This is a genomic window from Pedobacter sp. NEAU-ZC8, from assembly GCF_059278965.1.
Genome location: NZ_JCAJXC010000005.1, coordinates 62,669 through 88,317, shown reverse-complemented (window position 1 = coordinate 88,317; position 25,649 = coordinate 62,669). Strand labels below are relative to the sequence as shown.

Genomic DNA, 25,649 nt, shown 5'->3' with positions numbered 1-25,649 from the left:
ATAAGTTACTATGGGAAGCAAAGAAAGAATTAACAGGCATAAAGAAAATATCCGGCATAATATCCTGGGTGCCGCACTAGTTATTGGAAAAGAAGCTGGCTGGAATTCGCTGAGCATGCGGAAGATTGCCGATTTCATAGAATATACCCCTCCCATCATATATGAATATTTCAGCAGTAAGGAAGCATTGCTTCAGGAGCTGGCACGGCTGGGCTTTTTGAAGCTTTCGGAAAAAATCGATCAGGCAAGAAAGAACAGTAATGACCTTAAACAGCAACTGCTGCTCATGTGGCTTGCTTACTGGGACTTTGCTTTTGCTGAGCAACATCTTTATCAAATTATGTTTGGCATAGAAACAACCTGCTGCGATATTAATGAGCCACTAACAGATTCGCAGGTTCCTGCTACACTTTTCTCCGAGGTAATCGGCCTGCTACTGGACCAGAAAGAAGAAGCCGGTGAGACTATTGAAAAATATTATTACGCATGCTGGTCATTTGTGCATGGTCTAATATCAATCAACCTGATTGGCCGTCATGTTCCGCAGAAAATAAGCGAACAAATCTTAACCGAAGCCATCTCTGGCATTATCGACACCCTTATTGCTCCTGACAACAACCTTTCGAAAGAGCCATACATCGAAGAAGTATAACCCTTTCTTTTAACTAACGAACACTTAAACCAGTAAATACTTAATTATGTCAAATTTCAGATCTAACCTCGATAAAGGGCTATTTTCTTTATTTAATAAACAACGAATTGCTCCCCTGATATTAGTTGCCCTATTCTGGGGATGCAGCGAGGACCAACCAGTTCAGCTCTCCGCTGTTAAAGAACTGCCGGTTATGACCGTCAGGGCCGATACAGTAACCACATTTAAGGAATATCCTGCAGCTATTGAGGGATTAATAAACGTTGAAGTACGCCCACAGGTGGACGGCAAAATTCAGCAGGTTTTTGTTGATGAGGGTAAATATGTACAGAAAGGTCAGCTGCTGTTTCAACTTGATGACCGTCCATTTAGGGAACGATTAAACAACGCGAAAGCCAGTCTTCATGCTTCTGAAGGCGCGCTGGCCAATGCCAAACTGGAAATTGATAAACTTACCCCGCTTGTTCAAAATAAGGTCATATCAAGCTATCAGTTAAAAACAGCGTATTCAGCAAGGGAGACGGCGGAAGGAAATATAGAACAGGCCCGTGCGAACGTCAGAACAGCGCAGATAGATCTGGAGTATACCAAGTTAAAGGCACCAGTAAGTGGCTATATCGGCAGGCTGAACAAAAGAATGGGTAGTCTGGTTACATCGAATGATCCCGCGCCACTTACTTTGCTTTCCGATATCCATGAAGTCCATGTATATTTTTCACTGAGCGAAAGTGACTTCATCAGCTTTAAAAAGCTGTACAAAGGTGCAACGTTGGATGAAAAGTTAAAAAACCTGCCAGCGGCCAGGCTGGTTCTTGCCGACAACAGTGTCTATAATCTGCCGGGCCGGATTGATATGGTAGACGGGCAGTTCGATAAAAATACGGGTGCGGTGACTTTAAGAGCCACTTTTGACAACCCGGAAATGATGCTGCGATCAGGCAATACAGGAAAAGTTCGCCTAAGTCTGGTCCATGAAAACACAACTTTAATTCCCCAGGAGTCTACTATTGAATTGCAGGATAAAACATTTGTCTTTGCAGTAGGTGACAGTAATAAGGTTAGCAGGCAGCCAATTATTATAACCGGTAAAAGCGGGGATAAATATTTGGTCAGCAACGGAATTAAGGCAGGTACCAAAATCGTGGCCTCCGGCATTGAACATTTGAAAGAAGGTGACCAAATTAAACCACAAAGCATAACGAATATTCCGTTAGCCGCTAACGAAAACAATAAATAAATTATCATGATAAAAAAGTTCATACAGCGCCCGGTGCTCGCAACGGTCATATCCGTGCTACTAGTGATATTGGGTATATTGGGGTTGACCCAGTTACCACTTGAGCAATTCCCGGATATCGCTCCTCCTGCAATTCAGGTAACGGCTACCTATCCGGGAGCAAATGCAGAAACCTTATTAAGATCGGTAGCGCCATCTCTGGAAGAATCTATTAATGGTGTGGAGAATATGATGTACATGAACTCTACTGCCAGTAATGATGGTATCCTTGTGATCAGCGTATACTTCAAACTCGGTACTGATGCCGACCAGGCAGCAGTCAATGTACAAAACCGGGTATCACAGGCGCAAAGCCAATTACCCCCCGAGGTTATCCAGCAAGGTATTACCACCACAAAGCAGCAGAATAGTAATATAATGTCAATCGATCTGATCACAGACGATACCAGTAAGTATGATTACACCTTCCTGGTCAATTACGCACAGATTAACATCATTCCGGAAATTAAACGGATTGAAGGTGTGGGTGCTGTTTCTATGCTTGGAGGTAATAAAGATTATTCTATGCGGGTTTGGCTAAAACCTCAGCAAATGGCCAGCTATAACGTAACACCTAAAGACATTATGGCTGTCATTCAGGATAAAAGTTTGGAGGCAGCACCAGGACGACTCGGAGAGAGCAGTTCAGAAGCATTCGAATATATCATCAAATATAAAGGGAAATTAAGTAAGCCTGAAGATTACGAAAATATAGTGATCAGAGCAAATGCAGATGGTTCAGTGCTTCGCCTTAAAGATGTAGCGCGGATTGAATTCGGCTCCTATACATATGGAAGCAGTACATCCATCAATGGTAAGACCGGATTTATGATTGGCATTTTCCAGTTGTCCGGTTCAAACTCCAATGAAATTCAGATAAAAATTCTGGAGGTCATGGACAAGGCAGCAAAAGACTTCCCAAAAGGAATCAAATACATCGTTCTTTACAACACGAAAGATGCGCTTGATGAATCTATTACCCAGGTAAAACATACACTGATTGAAGCATTTATTCTGGTATTTATTGTTGTTTACTTATTCCTTCAGGATTTCCGCTCTACCCTGATACCAGCAATTGCAGTACCGGTGGCGATACTTGGTACCTTCTTTTTCATGAACTTATTCGGTTTCACGGTTAACTTGCTGACGCTTTTTGCACTCGTGCTGGCTATAGGAATTGTAGTTGATGATGCGATTGTCGTCGTCGAGGCGGTTCATGCAAAAATGGAACATGATCACCTTCCTGCAAAGAAAGCTACTATCAAAGCCATGCATGAAATTTCAGGAGCGATCATAGCCATTACGCTTATTATGGCAGCGGTGTTCCTGCCGGTGGGATTTTTAAAGGGATCCACTGGCGTCTTTTACCGGCAATTCGCTTTTACCATGGCCATCGCTATTGTGATTTCGGCTGTAAACGCGCTTACCCTGAGTCCTGCCCTGGCTGCATTATTTCTAAAGAATGTCCACATGGAAGAGGAAGGCTCACACCGCAAAGGCTTTGCCGGAAGATTCTTTAAGGGGTTTAATACCAGCTTTGACAACATGACTAACCGCTATAGTAATAGTTTGCGGTTCCTTATAGGCCATAAATGGATAAGCATGGCAGCGTTGGCCATATTGATTCTAGCTACAGGTGTACTGATGACCCGCACCAAAACCGGGTTTATCCCTTCAGAAGATCAGGGCTTTATTGCAGTATCTGTATCACTTCCGCCAGGCGCATCGCTTGATCGAAACGTGAAGGTCGCTAAAGAGATCGAAAAGATCCTGCTCGATGAACCCTACCTGCGTGTGCTCAGTACGACCAGTGGTTTTGATTTACTGACCTTCACCGGCAGCCCTTCTGCCAACATTACCTTCGTGCTGCTTAAGCCTCGAAAAGATCGTGGACCAGTAAAGGATATCAATGAGATTGTGGGCATTATCCAAAGTAAGCTTGCAGCCATCAAAACAGCAGATTGCTTTGTATTTACTTTTCCGACTGTACCTGGCTTCAGCAATATTGATGGACTTGACTTTGTTTTGCAGGATAAAACCGGCAGCGGTCAGTTGGCAAAGTTTGGTACAGTTGGTAACGAGTTCATCGCTGAATTGATGAAACGGCCCGAGATCGCTCTTGCTTTTACTACTTTCCGCGCTGACTATCCGCAATTAGAGCTAGAAGTTGATGATGTCAAAGCAGATCAGCTTGGCGTAAGTACCAAGGATATACTACAAACAATGCAGACATACTTCGGCTCTACTCAGGCATCCGACTTTAATCGCTTTGGGCGGTATTACAGAGTAATGGTACAGGCTGATAAAGCTGACAGGACTGATCCATCAGCCATAAACGGCGTATACGTCAAGAACAAAACCGGTGAAAGTGTTCCGATCAGTACCCTGGTTAAACTTAAAAGGGTTTACGGTACAGAAATGGCTTCCAGGTATAACCTGTTCAATTCGATCAAGATCAATGCCATTCCAAAACCCGGCTTTAGCACCGGCGATGCGATTAATGCCGTAAAAGAGGTTGCCGCAAGCAAGCTTCCAACCGGATACAGCTATGAGTTTAGTGGTATCACTAAGGAGGAAATCGCTTCCGGCGGACAGTCTACCATTATCTTTATCCTGTGTCTGGTGTTCGTTTACTTCCTGCTCTCGGCCCAATACGAGAGTTACATTTTGCCATTTGCGGTAATGCTTTCTATCCCCACCGGTATTTTCGGTGTTTTCGCCACCATCGGGCTTGCGGGTATCGAAAACAATATTTATGTACAGGTAGCGCTGATCATGCTGATTGGCCTGCTCGCTAAGAACGCAATTTTGATCGTAGAGTTTGCTTTACAGCGGCGCAAGAACGGAGAAAGCATTCTTGATGCTGCAATTAACGCTGCTAAGGCAAGGATCAGACCAATTATTATGACCTCGGCAGCGTTTGTTGCCGGTCTGATTCCGATGATGTTTGCATCCGGACCATCGGCTCAGGGTAACCACTCGATCAGTATCGGCGCTGCCGGCGGCATGACTGCAGGGGTTCTGCTTGGACTTTTAATTATCCCGGTGTTATTCGTGATTTTCCAGGGATTGCAGGAACGGTTCACGGGGATCCCTACGGACCTGGATCCTGATGAAGAGTCATTATATGACCTGCCGACACCTGAAGTACATTTTAAGCACCAGACCAATCATTAGTAAAATGAAAATAAAAGCATTTATAAAACAGCCAACTACCTATTTATTGACCGGCATCCTGATCGCGGTGAGTTCCTGTAAGGTCTCCCGGGATATTCCCAAGCCATCGGATATACTTCCTGGAAGTTATCGCGGTTCCCAATCAAGCGATACGACTTCAGTTGGATCGTTACCCTTGAGAGAATTTTTGCAGGAAAGTTATCTTAAAGTGCTGATTGATACCGCGCTTATAAGAAATAACGATCTCCAGGTTGCGATCCGAAACATTGATGCCGCTCAAAAGTTATTGAAGCAGGCAAGGGTCGGCCAGTTGCCCACCATTAATCTGGCAGTAACGGGCACAACCAGCCGCCCTTCAGACAATAGTTTAAATGGCTTGACGCTAAGTCAGTTTTTAGATAGTAAGCATATAGAAGACTATACAGCTGCTGCTGCCCTCTCCTGGGAAGCTGATATCTGGGGTAAAGTCCGGAATCAAAAATCGGATGCGCTGGCGGCTTTTCTCCAAACAACCGAAGCAAGAAAAGCCATTCAGACACAGCTTGTTTCGGATATATCGCGGGGTTATTATAATCTGCTGATGCTGGATGCTCAGGTTGGAATTGCCAGGGAAAACGTTGCCCTTAATGACAGCACGCTCCGGATTATACAGTTACAGTATGATGCTGGACAGGTAACCTCTTTAGCTGTCCAACAAGCACAGGCGCAGCAATTAACCGCTGCGCAGTTGGTGCCCCGCTTTGAACAAGATATAACTATACAGGAAAATGCCGTCAGTCTCCTGCTGGGTAAAGTACCAGGACCTGTTCAGCGTGCGGCTTCACTCGATCAGTTTTTTCCATTAAATTCAATCAGTGCGGGAATTCCTGCTGCACTGTTGAATATGCGTCCTGATGTTAAAAGTGCGGAGCTGGAAATTGACAGGGCAAATGCACAGGTTGGTTTAAATAAGGCCAATATGTACCCTGCACTGACTATTACTGCCCAGGGTGGCATTAATTCCTTCCGTGCAAGCAACTGGTTCACGCTCCCTGCTTCACTGTTCGGAAATGCCATGGGTAATCTTACTCAGCCGGTGTTTCAAAAGCGACGATTAAGAACTCAATATGAACTTGCTGTAATTGAGCGGGAAAAATCTGTAATCATGTTCCGTCAGCAGGTTCTGACCGCCGTTGGAGAAGTGTCGGATGCATTGGTCAGGATTGACAAATTAGCACAACAGCGGTCCGTCGCTGATCAGCGAACAGAGACCCTGCAACAAGCAACTATAAATGCAGGGCTCCTTTTCAGGAATGGAATGGCCAATTACCTCGAAGTGATTACCGCACAATCGAATGTTTTGCAAAGCCAGCTGCAATCAGCGGAATTAAAACGTGCGCAGCTGGATGCGTCAGTTGAATTGTACCGCTCAGTGGGTGGAGGCTGGAAATAATTATATAAGAAGATTAACTAACAAAAATTACCATGAGTACACTTAAAGAAAAAACAATTGTGATCACAGGGGCAGCAATGGGACTTGGACTAGCGGCTGCGAAGGAAGCGGCATCACAAGGAGCTCACCTTGCACTGGTAGACCTCAACGAAGCTGCCTTGCAGAAAGCAAAAGCTGCGATTGTTGAATCGTTTCCTGGGGTAGAACTGATCACTATTATTGCGGATGTTTCGGATGAAGCAGCGGTAAAAAATTATGTCCAGGAAACAGTTGCTGCTTTCGGCAGAATTGATGGATTTTACAACAATGCAGGAATTGAAGGTGGTCAGGCAAAATTAATTGATTACGATACTGACTTGTTTAAAAAAGTAATTGATGTCAATTTAATGGGAATACATTACGGATTACGCTATGTGATCCCGGTTATGAAGAAGCAGGGTTATGGCAGAATTGTAAATGTATCATCAGTGGCCGGAATACATGGCGTGGTTGATAGAACAGCCTATGTAGCCACCAAACATGCAGTTGCAGGATTAACAAAAGTTGCTGCAATTGAATATGCAAAGAATGGGGTTATTACTAATGCTATTGCGCCTGGTTTTATTTACACGCCAATGGTAGAGGAGGCTTTTCTAATAATGAACCCTGAAAACCCCAAAGCCGCGGAAATAGAAGCCTCACAAAGGAACCCTGCTAAACGATTAGGTCAGCCTGAAGAGGTTGCAAAAGTGGTTGCATTTCTTTTAAGCGAAGACTGTTCATACCTAAATGGGCAAGTTATTGCTGTTGACGGTGGGCAGGCAAGCGCATTTGGACCCGTATAAAAGAACATTTCAGCTGAAGAGTAAAAACAATTTATCACCCTTGTTCACCAGGAAATATGGTTAGATCAAGGGTGATATTATTGCAAAAAGCTTCTACTTTATAACAATGATGCTCCATTCCGGCTACAGGTAACCCCATTCCGGCAACATGCGGCACGCCTGGTTATTACACCTTTGTATTAGTCCTTTTAAAGGAAATAGAAAGTGATACTACTTAATACGCACATCATGAAATATCTGCAATACAACAACTCCCCGGGCACTGGAAGTGAAACTTCTGATTTTGCCACTTTAAACCAGGGCAGTCTGCTCATTCCTGATATCAGTGGATTTACAAAGTTTGTACACGACACTGATATTGGCACCGGCAAATATGTAATCTCCAGATTGCTAACGGTATTACTGGACTGCAACATTCTGGGGCTGAAAGTTTCAGAAATCGAAGGTGACGCTATTCTTTTCTACAAGCTTGGCAGAAGGTTATCTTCTGAAGAAGTTCTGGCACAATTTAGCACAATGCAGCATAGATTTAGCATTGAATTATCCAAATTGTCGCGTGAGACCGGCATTGAACTTAAGCTCAGCCTGAAAATGATCGCTCATTACGGGCCTCTTACTGAGTACCACATAGGCAGGTTCACAAAACTATATGGGACATCGGTTATTGAAGCCCATCGGCTATTAAAGAATTCTATTGACGGCGATGAATATCTAATCATAACAGACAATCTGCTGAATAGTGAGCTATTACCGGATAATCGTATAGGTTTTGCAAACAGGGTTTGCGAGACTTACAACCATTTAGAACGTATTTGTTTTACCTGGCTCCGCTTCATTCCTGAACTTCATTCGAAATCCCTGGTTGCTGTATAGATGTATGTCATTAACTGCTGTTTATAATACCATTACGGCTACAATAAGCACCATTTCGGCTAATCAGTCCGAAAAATTGAACCAGACATTTGTATAAGCGAAAACAGAAGAATTAAAACTTAACAAAATGGAAAAGAAAACAATTTTTATTACCGGAGCTTCATCTGGATTAGGCAAAGCAGCGGCTAAACTGTTTCAAACAAGTGGATGGAATGTGATTGCCACCATGCGTAACCCGGCCAGCGAAAAAGAATTAAGCCAGCTTGATAATGTATTTCTATATGCTTTAGACGTTACCGATCCAAATCAGGTAAGATCTACAATTGACGAAGTATTAAATCAATTTGATGTAGATGTAGTGTTCAACAACGCAGGATATGGTATGGTCGGTGGCTTTGAAGCGTATTCGGATGATGATATCCGCCGGCAAATTGAAACCAACTTTATCGGTGTTCTTAGGGTAGCACAGCCTTTTATTACCTATTTCAGAAAGCATCAAAAGAAAGGAATCCTGCTAACTACGACATCTGCAGCGGGGATAGCGGCCAATCCATTGGCTTCTGTTTATAGTGCTACCAAATTTGCGTTGGAAGGCTGGAGCGAAGCTGTTAATTATGAAGTAAATCAATTCGGTATTCGTTTAAAAACAATTGCTCCCGGTGGAATGGCCACTGATTATGCAGGGCGATCATTAGCATATGTTGAAAGTGAGCCTTATTCACCTTTATGGAACAAGATGATTGCCGGATTTGAAGATGGTAGTACTGAAGTTCACTTTTCATCACCCGAAGATGTGGCTAAAGTGGTTTTTGAAGCTGCAACTGATAACAAGTCTCAATTACGCTATATAGCAGGCCCGGATGCTCAGAAAATAGCAAGTGACCGCGAAAAACTGGGACAACAGGAACAATTTGAACAAATTAGCAGACTATATTTCTAATGAAAACCATTTTTATTACCGGAGCCTCATCCGGACTGGGAAAAGCAACCGCTAAATTATTTCAGGCATCTGGCTGGCATGTAATTGCCACCATGCGCAAACCCGACAACGAAAAAGAATTAACGGAACTTCCAAATGTAACGGTGCTGCCACTGGATGTTACAGACGCAGCACAGATCAGAAGAACAGTGGCGGAAATTCTAAGCATGCATTCATTAGATGTAGTCGTGAACAATGCAGGTTATGGTTTAATCGGACCATTGGAGGCTTTCAGCGATGAACAGATCCAAATGCAAATAGACACTAATTTACTAGGTGTAATCAATGTTACCAGAGCATTCATTCCATATTTTAGAAAAAGGAGAAACGGTGTGTTCATCAACATTACTTCCACATTTGGGCTATTAGGATACCCTACGTGCTCAATTTACAATGCAACCAAATTTGCCGTGGATGGCCTTTCTGAAGCCCTTGCTTATGAGCTCGCCCAATTTGGAGTCAAAGTGAAAGTAATAGCGCCCGGTGGTATGCAGACTGATTTTGCTGGAAGGTCCTTGAAAGGAGGAATTCATGAAGCATATCAAAAACTAGTGGCCAAAGTTAGTGCGGGTTATAGTGCCGAACAAGTTGCTAATTACACAAAAGCAGAAGACGTAGCTCAAATAATTTACAATGCGGCTACTGATGAAAAAGATCAACTAAGATATGTTGCCGGTAATGATGCTATTGCTTTATACGGCGATCGTCTTGAATTGACACCGGAAGGACAATTTAAAAAAATACGTACTCAGTTTCTATTCTAGAGTCACTAACCCTGACCAGAATCTCATTTAAATTCTGGTTAGGGTTACTTTTTCATAGATTAATTAAATTCGCATACAATGAAAAAACAGCCAGTCATATTCAATTCCTTATCCCAGTTGCATAAAGCTATGGGGCAGCCAGCTCCATCACATCCGCTGATCAGTATAATGAATTATGGAGAAGCGCATTTTAATCCCAAAGATTTTGAACAGGGAATAATCCTAAACTTTTATAAAATCTCGTTCAAAACAAGTTTTTCCGGCAAGCTCAAATATGGTCAGGGATTTTACGATTTTGAAGAAGGCGGCATGTCTTTCATAGCTCCCGGGCAGCTGTTGAAAATGCAGGATGAGGAAGCTGATTATAGCGGTATGACACTTCATATTCATCCGGATTTTCTTCGGTCTTATTCACTAAATTCAATTATCAAACAATATGGCTATTTCAGTTATTCTGCTGCCGAGGCCTTATATCTGTCAGAGAAAGAAAAAGCAACAATTCTAAGCATCTATAGGTTCATCCAGGATGAACTGAACGAGCGTATTGATAAATTCAGTCAGGATGTAATCATTTCACAAATTGAATTGCTGCTCAATTATGCCAATCGATTTTATGACCGTCAGTTTCTAACTCGAAAGGCAGTGAACAATGATCTCCTTGCAAAACTGGAACAGCACCTGGAGGTTTATTTTAATGAAGAAAAGTCGTTGATAAAAGGATTGCCTTCTGTTAATGCGGTTGCAGAAAACCTGAATATCACACCTCGTTACCTAAGCGATCTGTTGCGAAATCTAATTGGTTTGAACACACAACAGTTCATCCATGAAAAAGTGATCGAAAAAGCAAAGGAATATCTTGCAAAAGATGAATTAACTACAGCCGAAATTGCCTATCAGTTAGGTTTTGAACATCCCCAGTCATTCAATAAGCTCTTTAAAAGTAAAACGTCATTGTCTCCTTCTGACTATAAAAAAAGCTTTCTGAACTAATGAAAATGACTTATCCGACCCTGTTACTGATAGAATAGCAAGTAATCAAAAACTCTTGCTTCTTTCGACTTTTACAACAATATGGAGGATTGATGCAGATCAATCATAAAATTCTTACAAAGTTAACTTAAGTGAAAAACTGCCTGCTGACTTATCCTGAATTTTGATCCATATTAAAAAACATAAACAATGAATACAGTTAAAAACAAGACAAAAAATGTAATTAGGCTATTTTCAATGATAGGCCTAATCTTAATGAGTGTAATCGTTTTTCCATCCTGCTCCAAAGATGATGATGCAAATATGGAAGTTGGAAAGGTACCAGTTGTATTGGTACACGGAGCCTGGCAGGCATCTTATGCATGGGAAGATGTTAAAACCAATCTAACCGCTCAAGGCTATCAGGTTAAAGTAGTCAATCTGAAAGGACATGGGGATGATAATACTCCAGTTAGTGAACTAAGTTTTTCTGGATACGTAGATCAGGTAAAAGCCGCCATCGATTCATTTAATGAACCAGTGATCTTAATAGGACATAGTTTAGGAGGTGCTGTTATTACACAAACGGCTACTCAAGTGCCTGCTAAAATTGCTAAGCTGGTTTATGTGGCTGGATTTATCCCTCAGACAGGAAAAAGTGTTTTGGACTACGCAGGTTTGGATAAAGCTTCGCTTTTAGGACCGGTATTGGAGTTTAATGCAGATCAAACATTAGCAGGGCTTGCTAATCCGGCCATCAATTTCATAAAAGTGTTTATTCAGGACGGCACAGACAACCAAAAGCACTTTGTGCTGGAACGTTACAGAGCTGAGCCTATTATTCCGCTTGCTACACCGCTGAACTACACTACCGAAAACTACACTGCTGCTGGAAAAAAATATTATGTGTTTACCACTGAAGACAATGCCATCAGCTACCCTTTTCAAAAGCAAATGGCAGCAGATGCAGGCATCACAAAGACATTCACTATTAACACGGGCCATAGTCCGTTTATTTCAAAGCCAACCGAATTAACATCCATCCTTGAAATCATTGCAAAAGATTAAAACGATGAGCACAAAGAGAAAAACAACATTAGACGTTGGTGATATAATTCCAATGTTTATACTAGATAATCAAGACGGTAAGCGCATAAATATTCAAGATTACCGAGGTAAAAAGTTAGTTATTTATTTCTACCCGAAGGATGAAAGCGGGGTTTGTACCAAAGAAGCCTGTGCTTTCCGGGACAGCTACAAATATTTTGAAGATAAAGGTGCGATGGTCATCGGTATTAATTCTGGTAGCGTGGGGAGCCATAAAAAATTCGCCGAGCTCCATAGCCTGAATTTTACGTTGTTAAGTGATCCCGATAATAAAGTATTGAAGTCCTTCGGGATCAAAAATGTATTGTTCCTTACAGGTCGGGAAACTTTCGTAGTGGACGAACAGGGAAAAGTGGCTTTCAAATACCGGGGTTTTCTAAACGGCGATGCTCACGTTGATAAAACGTTGGAGTATTTAAACAGTTGAATATGAAAATAGATATAGCAAGTTACTTGCAAGATATTGTAACCCCATTTGCAGGACTAACGGAAGCTGATGTTTCCGTTAGCCTCCCCTTTTGGCGGAAACGGGAAATTCCCAAAGGAAATTTTTACAACAAACAAAACGTCGTGTGTAAAGACCTCGGAATTGTGGTCAAAGGTATTTTTCGGGTTTATTACTATGATCCGGAAAAAGACGAAGAAAAAAACATATTCTTTTTTTCTGAAGGTCAGTTCATCGTTTCCTTTCGGAGTTTCATTTATCAATATCCCTGTAACTATTATATCGAAGCCCTGGAGGATGCAGAGATTCTATATGTTCCCTACGTCGATTTACAAAATCTCTACCTGGACAGTAAATCCTGGGAACGATTTGGGAGAATTCTTGCCGAACATTTTTTTAATCACGCTCAGGGACGAGCAGAGGATTTATTGTTTCTCTCCCACGAACAGCGTTACCTCAATCTGCTGAAGGAGCACCCGAATATTGTGCAACGGGTAGCGTCCTTTCATATCGCTTCCTTTTTGGGAATCAAGAATCCCTCGTTGAGCAGAATGAAAAAGCGGATTTTAGAAAATGACTTAAAATAAATGATTCTGAAATGAACGTTTCATATATTTTTGTATCTTTACAATACATTCATTTTCATCTGGAAAATGATTAGAATTGAAAAACAATAAAGTAACTGATTAAGCAATAAAAATAATTTTTTAGTAAAGCCAAACTTTCTTATAATGCATATGATAGACATTCCAAACGAATTAAGCGGTTATTACTCCGCCAAAACACAACCGGAAATAGTAGAAATTGGAGAATTCAGCTACTTATCTATTCTTGGGAGCGGAAGTCCAGGAACAAACATTTTCTATCAAAAGAAAAAAGCAATACTCGAATTCGTCATTCAACTTCAAGATCAGTTTAAAGGAACGCAGAAATCATTTAAAAATGATATTGTCGAGATTTTTTATTGGTTTGACGACAAAGAGGGATTTGTTGATATTGGAGATTTTTATACTACGGTAGATTTAGACTTGCTCCAGTACAGGATAGCAGTACTTATTCCGGATTTTGTTACAGAAGAAGACATTAAAACAACTGCTGCAAAAAGTAAAGGTATTTCTCTTGCCACTGAATTTAAGCGATTCACTTATACTGCAGGAAAATCTGTTCAGCTAATGCACTTAGGGCCTCTTGCAGGTGAATTGGAGACATTGCCTATTCTGCAAGATTTTGCTACTGAAAATAGTCTGATCAAATCAGGAATGCACCATGAAATTCACTTGATCCATTTTGAAAAAGGGCAAAGTCAACAACATTTAAAAACCATTTTAAGGGACCCCGTGAAATCAATTCAATAATAAATATTTTTTTTTAAATAAATTTGAAACATACGTTTCAGTTAAAACAATGGAAAAATGAACAGTACAGAAAAAGAATTAACAGGAAAAGTAGCATTGGTTACCGGAGGAACGAAAGGCATTGGAAAAGCAATTGCAGACCAATTAGCAGTATTAGGAGCTACCGTTATTGTATCAGCAAGAAGCAAACCGACAGAAGGTATAAAACATGATTTTATAGCAGCAGATGTGACAAAAAGTTCAGATAACGAAAATCTAGCCTTAAAAATCACGGAACAATATGGCGGTTTGGATATTTTGGTCAACAATGTTGGAGGAACTTCTTCTCCAGCAGGCGGTTTCGGCGTCTTGTCTGATGAGGATTGGGAGAAAGATCTACAATTAAATTTACTAGCGGCCATCAAGCTAGACAAAGCACTTGTTCCCTCGATGATCGAGCGTAATACAGGCGTGGTTATTCATATTTCTTCTCTTAATGGCAAGTTGCCGCTTTATGCTTCCAATTTCTCCTATGGAGTAACCAAGGCAGCCCTTAATAATTATAGCAAGGCACTGGCTAATGAAGTTGCATCAAAAGGTGTCCGGGTCATAACCGTTTCACCTGGAATGGTAAAAACTACAGCCATGGAAGCCTTTCTTTCCAGCTACGGCAATTCTATAGGGAAAAGCTTGGACGAAGCAGCTCAATTAGTCATGGACAGCTTGGGAGGTGTACCGATGAACAGACTGGCTCAGCCCGAAGAAATAGCGCATTTGGTAGGTTTTCTTGCTTCACCCAAAGCGTCCTATATCACAGGAGCCAATTATGTCATAGATGGGGGAACCATCCCAACTACTTTTTAGGCTCCTATTTTAAAACAAATGTTACAGAAAACTAAACTTCAGGACAATTGGTTCTCTGGCGCAATTCAAACAGATAATGCCATTTCGTCAAAACGGCAACAATATGCTCCGTTTTGACGAATGCTGCCTTAATCATTCAGATCATCTTTGTGATATAAAGAAATAAAAAATGAGCTATTGTAACTATATACCTACGATGAAAGAGCCTAGCCGTAGTTTGCACCAGAACTATCACGACCAGCATTACGGTTTTCCTATTCACGATGATAATGAATTGTTCGGACGGTTGCTTATGGAAATCAATCAGGCAGGCTTGAGTTGGGAAATAATCTTAAAAAAAGAAAAAAGCATCAGGCAAGCTTATGATAATTTCAATATAGAAAAAGTAGCAAGTTACACAGATAAGGACCGTGAACGTCTTTTAAACGATCCTGGAATAATCCGTAATAAGTTGAAAGTAAATGCAGCGATTGCAAATGCAAAATCCATTTTAGCTATTCAAAAAGAATACGGGAGTTTCGAGAAATGGATGGAACATCATTATGCAAAAAGCAAAGAAAAATGGGTAAAGCTTTTCAAGAAAACGTTTCGTTTTACCGGAGGTGAAATCGTGAATGAGTTTTTGATGAGTATTGGTTACTTGCCGGGAGCACATTTAGAAACGTGTCCCATATATCAAGAAATTTTAAAAGCAAAACCTATGTGCTTTAAAAAGGTAGAGCAAATAAACTTTCAAAATTTCATCAATGATTGGATTGCTGCCAGCAACGCTTTCGATACTGAAAAATATCTGGATTTCTATTTACCCGATGCTGTATTGGATGATCCTTCAGTAGGAAGAAAGTTTAGTGGACATAAAGGTGTCAAAGAATATTTTGAAAGCTACTTCATTGGCTACAATACGCATACTAATCAAGTGAATCTAGCAATTGCCGATGAAGAAAATGCGCATTTAGAAGTCGAATTTACTGGTGATTTCCCACAAAGAAAAATTGGTGGAACCTTTGATTTCAAAATAAAGAACGGAAAAATAGCCTTCGCCAAAGCAGATCTGATTCACTGATTTAAGAAAATAAATAATACACAAATTAGTTCTGAGGAAGCCAATGTGCTGGCTTAATAGATCAATAATATTACTTAATAACTTCAAAAATGAGTTATTAAGTAGTCGAACTTCTGCTGAACAAGACTGGTGAACCAGGGCCTTAAGGGTGAACAAATTACAAAATGATAAACGATGAAAACTAGAAATGAGGGGTCAATTGACCAACTAAGTATAGACACAATACGCTTACTCTCCGCTGATATTGTCCAAAAAGCAAATTCAGGTCATCCGGGCCTTCCGCTTGGCGCCGCTCCTATGGCTTACGTGCTTTGGAGCCGCTTCTTGAAATTTAATCCAAAGGATCCAAATTGGATCAACAGAGATAGGTTTGTGTTATCCCCGGGCCACGGCTCAGCACTCTTATATAGTCTTCTGCACCTGTATGGTTATGACCTACCCGCGTTTGAGCTGGAAAGATTCAGGCAGATAGGTTCGAAAACTCCCGGGCATCCGGAATCCTTTCTAACATCAGGCGTTGAGGTTACAACCGGACCTCTTGGACAGGGCTTTGGAAACGGGGTTGGAATGGCTATTACCGAGGCATTTATCTCCACTCAATATAATCAGAATGGCAACAGAATCATTGATTACTTCACCTTCGGAATCGTAAGTGATGGTGACCTGATGGAAGGCATTTCTTCGGAGGCCGCTTCTCTTGCCGGACACTTGAAGCTTGGTAAACTGATCTACCTTTATGATGATAACAACATCTCACTTGACGGCCCAACCAACCTGTCCTTTACCGAAAACGTACAGGCCAGATTTGAGGCTTATGGATGGCACACGATCACAGTAACAGATGGTAATGACACTGAAGCCATCGAGCGAGCCATAGCATCGGCTAAGGCGGAAACGACAAGGCCAAGCCTGATATCTGTCAAAACCATAATCGGATTTGGAAGCCCTTTGCAGGGCACTAATAAGGTTCATGGTAACGCTCTTGGTGCTGAAAACCTTAATCAGACTAAAATTAACCTGGGATGGGATCCTCAGAGAAGCTTTTTTATTCCAGATTCGGTGCGATCCCACCTGTCGCAGGCCGGCGAAAAGGGTGAGCTGCTGCAGCGTGAATGGAATCAGACTTTTTCCAACCTAAGCCGGACCTATCCTAATCTTGCAGATAATCTGAAGGCCAGTTTTGAAGGAAGATTACCAATGGCCTGGGAAATGGGGTTTCCTACATTTACCACAGGTACTGAAATGTCTACGCGTGAGGCATCGGGCCAAGTACTCAATGTCCTCAAAAAAAATATCCCATGGTTAATCGGAGGGTCTGCGGACCTTGCGAGCTCAAACGAGACTCCCGGCACTACCACGGAAAGCTTTCAGGCTGGCAGACACGACAAAAGAAACATCTGGTTTGGTGTCAGGGAGCATGCTATGGGCGCTATATTGAACGGAATGGCCGCTAGTGGGGGCGTGAGGGTGTATGGGGCAACATTCCTGACATTCTCCGATTATATGAGAGGATCAATAAGGCTCGCCTCACTAAGCAAGCATCCGGTAACCTATATCTTCACCCATGACAGCATTGCAGTCGGTGAGGATGGGCCCACCCATCAGCCTGTCGAGCACATCACTGCGCTTCGAACCATACCTAACCTCACGGTGATCAGGCCTGCGGATGCTCATGAAACAATTGAGGCCTGGAAATTTGCAATAAATCATTTATCCGGACCGGTCGCGCTTGTTCTTTCCCGTCAAAAGTTGCCAATTCTGGATCAGAAAAAATATGGCTCAGCCACAAACTTGTCAAAAGGGGGTTACATTTTAAGCGATTCACAGGGAGCGCCGAAGCTTATAATCATTGCTACCGGGTCTGAGGTGAAACTTGCACTTCAAGCCCAGGAAAGACTTTTACAGGACGGCATACCTGTAAGGGTGGTAAGTTTACCTTCTTTTGAGTTATTCCAGGCGCAGTCAGGGGAATACCGGGACGAGGTACTTCCACCTTCGCAACATGTCAGACTGGCCATTGAGGCCGGGGTTACCATGCCATGGTACAAATACATCTCTGACCAGGGAGAAGTAATCGGTATTGACAGATTTGGCGAGTCAGGAGATGGGGAGTCTGTTCTCAATTATTTTGGCTTTACTGCCGAGAACGTGTACGTCACAGCAAAGAGAATCTTAACAAGGGCGAACCAATGAAAATAGGAATCGCAGCTGACCACGCAGGACTTAAGATCAAAAGAGAAGTTATAGACTTTCTCACCAAGGCGGGCTATCAAGTTCAGGATTTTGGAGCTTACCATTTTGATGAGGAGGATGACTATCCCGACATTGTCCTGCCCCTGGCGCAGGCAATCTCAGAGGGGTCGGTGGACAAGGGAGTAGCCATATGCGGAAGCGGTATAGGGGTGTCGGTTGTAGCCAATAAGCTTCCCGGTGTCAGAGCAGCAGTGGTCTCCGATACCTACTCAGCAAGGCTGGGCGTTCAGCACGATGGCCTGAACCTTCTGTGCCTTGGCGGGCGGGTGATCGGCCACGCTTTGGTCTTGGAGCTCACCCAGGCATTTTTAACAGCCAGCATTTCTGAGGAAGTAAGGTTTCAGCGGAGAATCCACAAGTTAGCATCGATTGAAGAAGCATATTTAAAATCATGAAAAATCACTTATTAAGTTTAGAAAGCTTTGGCCAGAGTATTTGGCTGGATTATATACAACGGTCATTCGTTGACCTAGGCGGTCTACGCAAGCTTGTACAACAGGATGGTGTCAAGGGACTGACCTCTAACCCAGCAATTTTTGCCGAGGCGATTGCCAACAGTAATGATTATGACCACTCCATTGCCGAGCTGGCATTAGCGGACCTCACAGCTGAGGAAATTTTCTTCAAGATGGCCATGGCTGATGTTCGAAATGCCGCCGATGAATTCGCTCATGTATATCAAAAATCGGGTGGTGTCGATGGCTACGTAAGTCTTGAGGTTAGTCCTGCCCTGGCAAATGACACCTCAAACTCTGTAGCCCAGGCAAAAAAACTTTGGAGGGAACTTGACCGGAAAAACGTGATGATAAAAATCCCTGCTACCAGGGAAGGTCTGCCGGCAGTTAGTGAGCTTATCGCTGAGGGAATCAATATTAATGTAACACTTCTTTTTGACGTGGCGAGATACAGGAAAGTGGCAGAGGCCTATGTTTCCGGGCTTGAGGAAAGGCTCAGCAAAGGTGGGCGTATTGAAAATATTGCATCTGTAGCAAGTTTCTTCCTCAGCAGAATAGATTCAGAGATTGATCCTATGTTGGATCAGATCATTTCAGAGCGTACAGAGCTAGCCACGGAAGCGAAATACCTAAAGGGAAAGATAGCCATCGCCAGTGCCAAGGAAGCTTATCAGGTTTACAGGAGTATTTTCGAATCAGAACGTTTTAAGCGCCTTGAACTTGAGGGGGCCAGGCCCCAGCGACTGCTATGGGCGAGCACGGGCACCAAGAATTCGGCATGTAGCGATGTGCTTTATGTTGACTCTCTCATCGGCAGGCAAACGGTCAGCACTCTACCGATGCCAACACTTGAAGCTTTCCGGGATCACGGTACAGCAAGCGCCTCACTGGAGGAGAAAACAGCAGAGGCCAGACTAATGCTTTATCATCTGGAGGGGCTTTTAGGTATTCGCATGGCAAAGGTGGGGAGGAAACTAGAAGCAGAAGGCTTGAAAAAGTTCAATGCCGCATTTGAAAATGTATTGGAATTAATAGAAACAAAGAAAAGGAAGGTCATCGTATCATGAGCACGATCAACAAAAACATAAAGGCTATCCTGTTGGATATTGGTGGCGTCATGCTTACTAATGGATGGGATACTGATTCAAGAGTCCAGGCAGCAGAGTTATTTAAGCTGAATTATGCTGAGTTAAATAGCAGGCACAGAATTATTTTCGATGCGTACGAGTCAGGAAAAATGACATTGGACGAGTATCTGGATCTGCTTGTATTTTATGAGCCAAGGGCGTTTAGCAAGCAGGAATTCAGGAATTTTATGCTTAGCCGGTCCGAGCCATATCCGGAAATGCTCGACTTTTTAAGAAGTTTGAAGGAACAGTACGGAATACGGACAATTGCAGTCAATAACGAGGGGCGTGAGCTCAATGAATACCGGATCAGGGAATTCAGACTTGATGACTTTATCGACGTATTCGCATCATCCGGAATCCTGCGTATGAGAAAGCCAGACGGTGATATCTATCGCATGGCCCTGGACCTTGCCCAGGTAAAGCCGGAAGAAGCCCTTTACCTTGACGACAGGCTGGTTTTCATACAGGCAGCACAGAGAATTGGAATTAACGGTATTCATCACCTGGACCTTCCGCAAACGATCATCGGGTTTGAAACCTATGGACTGAAGTTAAATATCTAAAACCTAAAATTAATAATAATGAACAACCACGATTTTGGCATTGTAGGCCTGGGAGTAATGGGCAGAAATCTGCTCTTAAATATAGCAGATCACGGTTTTTCCGTGGTAGGTATGGCAAGGGATCCAAAAAAGGCATCGACCTTGTTAAGTGAATCAGAAGATCATATGCAGGTAAGTGCGACAACGGATCCTGCATCTTTTGTGCGACAACTAAAAAGTCCAAGGGCAATAATGCTGCTTGTGCCTGCAGGAAAACCAGTAGATGAGACCATAGAAAGCCTCCTCCCCCATTTAGAAAAGGGTGACATAATAGTTGATGGCGGCAATTCATACTTCACCGATACCGACCGGAGATTTATAGAGCTTCAAGCAAAAGGAATACATTTTTTCGGAATGGGGGTTTCTGGAGGGGAAAATGGTGCCAGATTTGGACCCAGCATGATGCCCGGCGGTGATAAAAAGGCTTATGAGCGGTTGCGGCCGATATTTGAAGCCATTGCCGCTAAAGTAGACGGAGAGCCTTGCGTAACGTATTTAGGGAACGGGTCTGCCGGTAACTACGTGAAAATGATACACAACGGGATTGAATACGGTATCATGCAGCTGATCGCTGAAACATATGACCTGATGAGAAAGGTACTGGGAATAAACGATTCACTAATCCAGGAGACCTTCAGTAGCTGGAATAATACAAATCTCAAGTCCTTTTTGATCGAGATCACCGGGAAGGTGCTCAACAAATTTGATGGAAATACTGATGTAAGACTGATCAATGTGATTTCAGATGTTGCACGTGCAAAAGGTACTGGTAAATGGACATCACAGAATGCAATGGATCTTCAGGTTCCCGTTCCTACAATAGATGCCGCAGTTAACATCCGTGATCTTTCAAAATACAAGGACCAGAGGCGTCAGGCTTCATCAAAACTTATCTGGGAAAGCACTGCTCATTTCACTGATGATCAAACTGAGATCCTGAATACTTTACACGATGCGCTGTACTTTTCTATCATAAATACGTATGCCCAGGGGATGGCTCAGTTACAGGTAGCCTCTGAGCACTATGACTATGGTCTAAACCTGGAAGATATCTCAAGGATATGGCGTGGCGGCTGCATTATTCGTTCTGTTAGCCTGGAAGACTTCAGACAGGCTTACATCAGAGATCCTCGACTGCCAAATCTATTGCTTGATGAGAAGATTGGATCTGACCTGTCTGGCAAACAGAAGTCGGCAAGATCCACTATTAAGCTAGCCATCGACGCTGATGTGGCGGTTCCGGCCTTTATGTCCGCTCTATCTTATTTTGATGCCTATAGGAGTGCAGAACTCCCAACCAACCTAATACAGGCACAACGAGATTACTTTGGTGCCCATCTTTATGAAAGAACCGACAGCACGGGTACATATCATAGTATTTGGGAGTGATCCCGGTTAATCACAAGTATTTAAAAAATGGAAAAAAGAAAAAGAACTGTACCCGCCGTCATTGTCATCTTTGGCGGAACGGGTGATCTCGCTAAAAGGAAACTGATCCCGGCGCTATACAACCTTTATCTGGATGGACGCATGCCGCAGGATTTTGAGATCATTGGACTAGGAAGGACTGATCTTGAGAATTCGGCCTATAGGGAAAAATTATTTAAAGACCTTTCTGTCTTCTCCAGGAGCGGAGTTCCTTCCATGGAAGAATGGGAAGGTTTCGCCTCCCGCCTATTTTATTTCAGGTCCTCAATCGAGAGTTTTGATTCCTATAGTGAACTAGAAGAGAAGATTGAGGCGGCCGAAATAGGCTTCGGGGAAAGGTCAGACCGCATATTTTACCTTTCGGTCGCCCCACGATTTATCGCCAAGGTCACAGAGAACATTAAACTGGCGGGTCTTGCAGACGGACTTGATCACGACAGGATTATAATAGAAAAACCCTTCGGGCATAATAAGACATCTGCCGTAGAACTAAATGAGCTTCTGACAAGCTCATTCAGCGAGAAACAAATCTACAGGATTGACCATTATCTCGGGAAGGAAACCGTCCAGAACATATTATCCCTCCGATTCGCCAATGCACTGTTCGAACCTTTATGGAATGCAGAATACATTGAGTCCGTCGATATCACCGTTGCTGAAAAAATTGGCGTTGAGGGACGGGGAAGCTATTTTGAGGCTGCTGGTGCCTTAAAGGATATGATTCAAAACCATCTGCTGCAGATACTTTCCATGGTAGCCATGGAGTCTCCCGATATTTTTGAGGCAGAACACATCAGGGATAGAAAGGTAGAACTCTTAAAGGCAATCAGGCGTATTCCGGTCGAACAGGTTCGGGAATACGTAGTTAGAGGCAGATATGGTTCGGGAACCATAGACGGAAAAGCTGTTGTGGGATATCTTCAGGAGGATGGCGTACATCAAGGCTCTGTAACCGAGACCTATGTGGCTCTTAAGTTTTTTATCGATAACCCACGCTGGGCAGGTGTCCCCTTCTTTCTACGTACAGGAAAAAGACTGCTTGAAAAGTCTTCATCGGTAAAGATAAACTTTCGCAATCAGGCACACGGTCCGTTCAGAGACATCTATGGAGGCGATCAGTTACCCAACAGGCTTCTGATCAATCTGCAACCAGGTACCGATATCCGCCTTCGTTTAAACGCCAAGAAGCCAGGAGTTAAAACCGGGCTAAAGACAGCTGAAATGATCTTTGATTTCGGCGCAGATAATCAGTATAGCCCGGAGGCATATGAAACGCTGATATCCGATGTGCTTGCAGGCGATCCCTCGCTCTTTATGCGCGCAGACCAGGTGAATGAGGCTTGGGACGTAATCATGCCCGTATTGGATGCCTGGAGCCAAGGATCGGATGATCTTTTGGTCTATCCGTCCGGTATTGCCCCCGAGGAGCTGATCATTCCCCATGCCGATAGAACAGATATAGGTGAATTAACATCAAGATGTTTGCAAATAACATAGTTTGAACCTCCAAATTTTGCAGCAATCACCGCGATTTAATGAAACATCAGCATTAGTGTTTATCAATGCTTTTACCGGCTGGAATAAATCTTACATACTGCATCAGGATCCCATAAAAATCAAAAAGATGGCGCAACACATGATTTCTCAACTATCTAAATAATTTATAATAATAGACTTCATTAGTATTAGAATAGTGGGGTCAGAAACAGCAATAAATCTGAAACAATCAATACAGAATATGAGGCCACCAATAAATTTGGAACAATCATCCTGAATAACAAATAATACTATGCCATCAACTTTGATCTATCGAAAAACCGCCTTAGCCGTTATACTTACTGTACAACTCATGCTGGCGATGGACTTTTTAATCGTCATTGTTTCTTTAAAGAATATTCAGATTGATCTGGGCTTTACGGCAGCCGATCTTTCCTGGATCCCAAATGCTCTTGCACTCGCTTTTGGAGGCCTGCTTCTTTTAGGAGGTCGGTTAGGTGACATGATCGGACAAGTCAAAGCATTTCAGATCGGATTGGCAATCTTCGTTCTTGCTTCTCTAGCGGGAGGAATGGCGCCCTCACCTTCGGTATTGATTATAGCACGTGTTTTTCAAGGGGTTGGTTCTGCTTTAGCAGCCCCCAGTGTACTTGCACTAATTACAATTTTGGCCAGAAATGAAGAAGAAAAAAATCATGGCCTGTCCCTTTTTAATGCTATATCATCCATTGGCGCATCGGTCGGACTGATCTTAGGCGGTGCTTTGACAGCATTCATATCCTGGCGATGGTCATTACTCATTAACGTTCCTGTCGGTGTAGTTATATTTGCAGCGATAGGCTTTCTAGTACCTGAAACGAGTAAAGTAAAAGGTGAAATAGATTTGGCCGGAGCACTAACTGCTATCTTCGGATCGATGGCGCTTGTTTATGGCTTTATCAGCGTATCCGAAAATAGCTGGGTATCATTACCTACAATCGGGAGTTTTATCGCTGCTGTACTCTTATTTACCTTGTTTTTTTGGATCGAATCAAAAGTGGCAGAACCCTTATTGAGGCTCAATATCCTTCGTCCTAAACCAAGACAGGGTGGACTGATTGTTATGGCAGCAGTTGTAGGAATGCATTTTGCATCACTATTTCTTATCCTGCAATATTTCCAACAAGTATTAGGCTTAAATCCACTTTTGGCAGGATTTGCTTATATGCCACTGACCATCACAGTCTTTTCGGTTACCCAATTTGTGCCACGCATGGTAATCAGATTTGGTGTTCGCAACCTAATGGTGGTAGGCTGTATTCTTGTAGCAGCAAGTGTAATTGGTTTCTCAAGGCTTAATGCGAACAGCACTTATTGGGGAGATGTTCTTTTCCCATTGATACTACATAGCGTAGGTGTTGCCCTGGTTTTCACACCAGGTAGTATCATAGTTCTGAAAGGAGTTGAAGATCACGACGCAGGTATCGCGTCTGGCGTTTTACAAATCAGCCAGCAGATTGGTGGTGCTATTGGCATTGCAGCTATTGTTTCTATATATACGGCCAATTTAAAACCTCATGACTTTTCTTCCGGGCTAAGTAGTGCATTCTTAGCTGCAGCAGGCATATCAGTATTAGCAGCAATCATTACTATCATTTATGTACCACACAAGCCTAAAACCAACAAATAATTACATCATTCATAATAGAGATTTATCCAATTAACAATTTAAAAATAAAAACAAATGTCAAACTCACAAAAAACAAACACAAGATTAGACGGAAAAATCGCATTAGTAACAGGCGGTACTAAAGGCATTGGAAAAGCCATTGCAGACAGACTCGCAGATGCAGGTGCCACTATTATTGTAACGGCCAGAAGTCAGCCAGCTGATGCAAATGAATCCTATCATTTTATTGCGGCAGACCTCGCTAAAGTAGGTGAAACCGATAAAATAGCTAATGAAATCAGCAAAAAATTTGGAAAAGTTGATATTGTAATAAACAACCTTGGTGGTACAAGCAGCCCGGGTGGCGGGTTTGGTACATTAACACACGAACACTGGAACAATGAGTTACAATTAAATCTGATGGCACCAATTAATTTGGACAGGGCATTATTACCAAAAATGCTGGAAGCTAAAGAAGGTGTAATTATTCACATTTCTTCTATCAACAGCCAGTTACCACTTTGGGAGGCGAATATGCCATACGGTGCAGCCAAAGCCGCATTAGATAATTATAGTAAAGGCTTATCCAATGAACTTGCCAGCAAAGGCGTACGTGTGTTGACCGTTTCTCCAGGACCAGTTAAAACAGGTGCAATGCAAGCCTTTTTAGGTGATTTTGCTAGTGCTTTAGGTAAGACAGTTGATGAAGCTACACAAGTCATGATGGATAAGATAGGTGGCATCCCAATGGGCAAAATGGCCGAACCGGAAGACATTGCTGAACTTGTTGGCTTCCTGGTTTCACCTGCTGCTGCTTACATCACAGGCGTCAACTATGTAGTTGACGGCGGTACGATACCAGTAGTGTAAATATCAA

At 42.7% G+C, this 25,649-nt stretch carries 23 protein-coding genes; all 23 read left to right on the top strand.

Going from position 1 to position 25,649, the window contains the following annotated elements; translation table 11 throughout:
* The first annotated feature begins 10 nt into the window (after window positions 1-10).
* Window positions 11-652 (top strand): TetR/AcrR family transcriptional regulator, encoded by a 642-nt coding sequence (locus AC5WJX_RS05755; protein WP_494483741.1) that lies wholly within the window; start codon window positions 11-13, stop codon window positions 650-652.
* A 46-nt stretch (window positions 653-698) separates the two neighbouring features.
* Complete coding sequence (locus AC5WJX_RS05750; RefSeq protein WP_494483740.1) at window positions 699-1,889, top strand: efflux RND transporter periplasmic adaptor subunit; 1,191 nt, start codon at window positions 699-701, stop codon at window positions 1,887-1,889.
* Window positions 1,890-1,895: 6 nt separating this feature from the next.
* Window positions 1,896-5,105, top strand: a complete 3,210-nt coding sequence (locus AC5WJX_RS05745) for an efflux RND transporter permease subunit (protein ID WP_494483739.1) — start codon at window positions 1,896-1,898, stop codon at window positions 5,103-5,105.
* A 4-nt stretch (window positions 5,106-5,109) separates the two neighbouring features.
* The gene (locus AC5WJX_RS05740) at window positions 5,110-6,537 is read left to right on the top strand and encodes a TolC family protein (RefSeq protein ID WP_494483738.1); all 1,428 of its coding nucleotides are present in this window, start codon (window positions 5,110-5,112) and stop codon (window positions 6,535-6,537) included.
* A 32-nt stretch (window positions 6,538-6,569) separates the two neighbouring features.
* Entirely contained in the window at window positions 6,570-7,361 is a 792-nt protein-coding gene (locus AC5WJX_RS05735) for an SDR family oxidoreductase (RefSeq protein ID WP_494483737.1), read from the top strand.
* Window positions 7,362-7,589: 228 nt separating this feature from the next.
* Window positions 7,590-8,234 carry a DUF2652 domain-containing protein gene (locus AC5WJX_RS05730; RefSeq protein WP_494483736.1) on the top strand — a complete coding sequence of 215 codons (645 nt, stop codon included), beginning with the start codon at window positions 7,590-7,592 and terminating at the stop codon, window positions 8,232-8,234.
* A 127-nt stretch (window positions 8,235-8,361) separates the two neighbouring features.
* Window positions 8,362-9,174, top strand: a complete 813-nt coding sequence (locus AC5WJX_RS05725; RefSeq protein ID WP_494483735.1) for an SDR family oxidoreductase — start codon at window positions 8,362-8,364, stop codon at window positions 9,172-9,174.
* Complete coding sequence (locus tag AC5WJX_RS05720) at window positions 9,174-9,977, top strand: SDR family oxidoreductase (protein ID WP_494483734.1); 804 nt, start codon at window positions 9,174-9,176, stop codon at window positions 9,975-9,977. Before AC5WJX_RS05725 ends, AC5WJX_RS05720 begins: the two co-directional genes overlap by 1 nt.
* A gap of 78 nt (window positions 9,978-10,055) precedes the next feature.
* Entirely contained in the window at window positions 10,056-10,967 is a 912-nt protein-coding gene (locus AC5WJX_RS05715; protein ID WP_494483733.1) for a helix-turn-helix domain-containing protein, read from the top strand.
* Between the two features lie 189 nt (window positions 10,968-11,156).
* Entirely contained in the window at window positions 11,157-12,014 is an 858-nt protein-coding gene (locus tag AC5WJX_RS05710) for an alpha/beta fold hydrolase (RefSeq protein ID WP_494483732.1), read from the top strand.
* Between the two features lie 4 nt (window positions 12,015-12,018).
* Entirely contained in the window at window positions 12,019-12,480 is a 462-nt protein-coding gene (locus tag AC5WJX_RS05705) for a peroxiredoxin (protein ID WP_494483731.1), read from the top strand.
* A gap of 2 nt (window positions 12,481-12,482) precedes the next feature.
* The gene (locus AC5WJX_RS05700; RefSeq protein ID WP_494483730.1) at window positions 12,483-13,085 is read left to right on the top strand and encodes a Crp/Fnr family transcriptional regulator; all 603 of its coding nucleotides are present in this window, start codon (window positions 12,483-12,485) and stop codon (window positions 13,083-13,085) included.
* 144 nt (window positions 13,086-13,229) lie between these two features.
* Entirely contained in the window at window positions 13,230-13,853 is a 624-nt protein-coding gene (locus tag AC5WJX_RS05695; RefSeq protein ID WP_494483729.1) for a hypothetical protein, read from the top strand.
* A gap of 57 nt (window positions 13,854-13,910) precedes the next feature.
* Window positions 13,911-14,696: an SDR family oxidoreductase gene (locus AC5WJX_RS05690; protein ID WP_494483728.1), complete on the top strand. Its 786-nt coding sequence runs from the start codon at window positions 13,911-13,913 to the stop codon at window positions 14,694-14,696.
* A gap of 196 nt (window positions 14,697-14,892) precedes the next feature.
* Window positions 14,893-15,759, top strand: a complete 867-nt coding sequence (locus AC5WJX_RS05685; protein WP_494483727.1) for a DNA-3-methyladenine glycosylase I — start codon at window positions 14,893-14,895, stop codon at window positions 15,757-15,759.
* Window positions 15,760-15,933: 174 nt separating this feature from the next.
* The gene (tkt, locus tag AC5WJX_RS05680; RefSeq protein WP_494483726.1) at window positions 15,934-17,952 is read left to right on the top strand and encodes a transketolase; all 2,019 of its coding nucleotides are present in this window, start codon (window positions 15,934-15,936) and stop codon (window positions 17,950-17,952) included.
* Window positions 17,949-18,407 carry an RpiB/LacA/LacB family sugar-phosphate isomerase gene (locus AC5WJX_RS05675; protein WP_494483725.1) on the top strand — a complete coding sequence of 153 codons (459 nt, stop codon included), beginning with the start codon at window positions 17,949-17,951 and terminating at the stop codon, window positions 18,405-18,407. Before tkt ends, AC5WJX_RS05675 begins: the two co-directional genes overlap by 4 nt.
* On the top strand, window positions 18,404-19,534 hold the full coding sequence (gene tal / locus AC5WJX_RS05670; protein WP_494483724.1) for a transaldolase: 1,131 nt from the start codon (window positions 18,404-18,406) through the stop codon (window positions 19,532-19,534). Before AC5WJX_RS05675 ends, tal begins: the two co-directional genes overlap by 4 nt.
* Window positions 19,531-20,160 (top strand): HAD family hydrolase, encoded by a 630-nt coding sequence (locus tag AC5WJX_RS05665; RefSeq protein ID WP_494483723.1) that lies wholly within the window; start codon window positions 19,531-19,533, stop codon window positions 20,158-20,160. Before tal ends, AC5WJX_RS05665 begins: the two co-directional genes overlap by 4 nt.
* A gap of 18 nt (window positions 20,161-20,178) precedes the next feature.
* Window positions 20,179-21,588, top strand: a complete 1,410-nt coding sequence (gene gnd / locus AC5WJX_RS05660) for an NADP-dependent phosphogluconate dehydrogenase (RefSeq protein WP_494483722.1) — start codon at window positions 20,179-20,181, stop codon at window positions 21,586-21,588.
* A gap of 27 nt (window positions 21,589-21,615) precedes the next feature.
* The gene (zwf, locus tag AC5WJX_RS05655; RefSeq protein ID WP_494483721.1) at window positions 21,616-23,124 is read left to right on the top strand and encodes a glucose-6-phosphate dehydrogenase; all 1,509 of its coding nucleotides are present in this window, start codon (window positions 21,616-21,618) and stop codon (window positions 23,122-23,124) included.
* A gap of 292 nt (window positions 23,125-23,416) precedes the next feature.
* The gene (locus AC5WJX_RS05650; RefSeq protein ID WP_494483720.1) at window positions 23,417-24,793 is read left to right on the top strand and encodes an MFS transporter; all 1,377 of its coding nucleotides are present in this window, start codon (window positions 23,417-23,419) and stop codon (window positions 24,791-24,793) included.
* Between the two features lie 54 nt (window positions 24,794-24,847).
* Window positions 24,848-25,642, top strand: a complete 795-nt coding sequence (locus tag AC5WJX_RS05645) for an SDR family oxidoreductase (protein ID WP_494483719.1) — start codon at window positions 24,848-24,850, stop codon at window positions 25,640-25,642.
* Window positions 25,643-25,649: the final 7 nt, after the last annotated feature.